Source organism: Flavonifractor sp. An82, assembly GCF_002159265.1.
GTDB lineage: Bacteria > Bacillota > Clostridia > Oscillospirales > Oscillospiraceae > Flavonifractor.
Genome location: NZ_NFHG01000050.1, coordinates 1 through 2,181, shown reverse-complemented (window position 1 = coordinate 2,181; position 2,181 = coordinate 1). Strand labels below are relative to the sequence as shown.

The 2,181-nt window shown below is 54.6% G+C and carries 2 protein-coding genes; both read right to left on the bottom strand.

What is annotated here, in order from left to right; genetic code table 11:
* Positions 1–74: 74 nt before the first annotated feature.
* Positions 75–857 (bottom strand): IS21-like element helper ATPase IstB, encoded by a 783-nt coding sequence (gene istB / locus B5G34_RS18115; protein ID WP_087340685.1) that lies wholly within the window; start codon positions 855–857, stop codon positions 75–77.
* On the bottom strand, positions 850–2,073 hold the full coding sequence (istA, locus tag B5G34_RS18110) for an IS21 family transposase (protein WP_087340683.1): 1,224 nt from the start codon (positions 2,071–2,073) through the stop codon (positions 850–852). Before istA ends, istB begins: the two co-directional genes overlap by 8 nt.
* Between the last annotated feature and the right edge of the window lie 108 nt (positions 2,074–2,181).

Genomic DNA, 2,181 nt, shown 5'->3' with positions numbered 1-2,181 from the left:
TGTCAACGCCGGACGGAAAAAAATCTAAAACGCCGGACAGAAAATGACCCAAACGCCGGAACTCCGTCCGCCGGTCAGTTATCCGCCGGAAGCTCAGCTGGAGGAACCGGCTGGACACCGGCCTTCCACCGTTCCCGCAGTCGGTAAGTCTGGCCGCGGATATTCACTACATGGGCATGGTGGAGCAGCCGGTCCAGCAGAGCGGTGGCCAGAATATTGTCGCTGAGCAGTTCCCCCCAATCACTGAAATACTTGTTGCTGGTCAAGATGATGCTGCCGTGCTCATACCGTTCCGAGATGAGACGGAACAGCAGCTCAGCCTCCTGGCGGTCCAACTGCATGTACCCAACCTCGTCAATCACCAGCACAGCCGGGCGCAGATAGACCCGCCACCTGCGTTCCAGGCGTCCTTGCAGCTGAGCCTTCTTCAAATCCGTAATGAGGTGCGAGAGGGTGGTGTAATAAACCACCATACCGGCGTCCAGCGCCCTGAGCGCCAGACCAACAGCCAGGTGGGTTTTGCCCACCCCAGGGGGTCCCAGTAGGATGACATTTTCCTCTCGGGCAACGAAGGCCAACGTACCCAGCTCCTCTATCTGCCGTTTGTCAATGCTGGGCTGGAACGCAAAGTCAAAGTCCTCCAGGCTCTTGCGGTGAGGCAGCCTGGCCAGCTTCAGCCGGGTTTCCCGGCTCTTTCGCTGGCGTTGCTGCTGTTCAGAAGAGAGCAGTTCATTGAGAAACTGCACATAAGTCTGCTGTGCGTGGAGGGACTGCTCCAACTGGGCGTCCAGAAGTTGAGCCGCAGTCTGCAGCCCCATTTGTTCCAGAAGGGCTCTGGCGTGTTCTAATTCAACCATGTGCGGAACCCCCTAACAAACGGTCATAGAACTGCAGGGGCCGTACTTCTACCTGAAGATCCTGCTGCTGGGCTGCCGGATACGGTGCAGCAATCCCTTTGTGCTCCGCCAGGCCTTTGTATTGTCCGGGAAGCCAGATGATTTTTCCGGTATGGTACTGGACCTGGTGCCTGACTAAAAGCATCTCTCCGTAATAGATTTCCACAAAACCGCTGCACAGCCGTACCTGTACCTCCTTGCCGCTGTACTGCCATGGTACACCGTAACGGATTCCGTCAAAGCTCACCAATCCTTCTCTGGTTACGGTACGTCTCTCCCAGCGGTAGCGCTCCTGAATCTCCTGAGCAGGTAATGGAAGCAGCTCTTCCGCAGGCAGCACCTGCAATGGAACCTTACCGGTGGTGCCGTGAGGCTTGGAATCCACCGTTTTGCACCAGAGCAGCGCCTGCCGGTTCAGATCCTCCAGATCAGTGAACTTTCGTCCAGGGAAGAAGTTCTCTTTCACGTACCGGACCAGGCGCTCTACTTTCCCCTTAGTCTGCGGCTTCCTAACCCGGCAGACCTTCGGCAAAAAGCCCATCTCTACCGCAAAGTCAGAGAATTGTGTGTTCCAAATCACCTTGCCAGCCTCACGCCCTGCAACGACTGTCTTCATGTTGTCTGTCAGCACTTCCTTAGGTACACCCCCGAAATACAGAAATGCGTTCAGCATACACCGTTCCATGCTGCGCAGGTCACAGCGGCTTACAAACTCAATGTACTTGGTACGGGAATATCCTAATATCATCACAAAAACAGCCACTTTATGCAGGGCCCCGCTCTGGTCCTGATACTGACAGATTCCCCAATCCATTTGCGCCTGTTTGCCGCTGGGTGTCTCATAGCGCCGTACTGCCGGCGCGGATTTTGCCGGCCGGTACGGATGTACGTATTCTTTCAGAATGCTCATCCCGCCGTCATATCCCAGTGTCCGCAGCCGTTCCAGCAGCACCACACAATTGAAAATACCTTGCTGCATCCAAATGTCCAGCTGAGGTTTGTAAGGATCCAGCTTAGAGCCTTTCCTGACCCCCTTTAAGCCATGCGGCTGTGCTGGCTGCGTCATGTACTTCCGGGCAGTGTTTTTCGATACTCCAATTTCACGTCCAATGGAATACGCACTCTTGCCTTTTCCTGCTAATTCTTTTATCATTAGTATCAGCCCACTCCTAATCATTCGGCCATCTCCCTTAAAAGTATTCGACACACTTTTAAGATAGCCGGTCTTTAGGCGTGGGTCAATTTTTGCCCGGCGCTCCAGGTCTATTTTACTCCGGCGGTGACA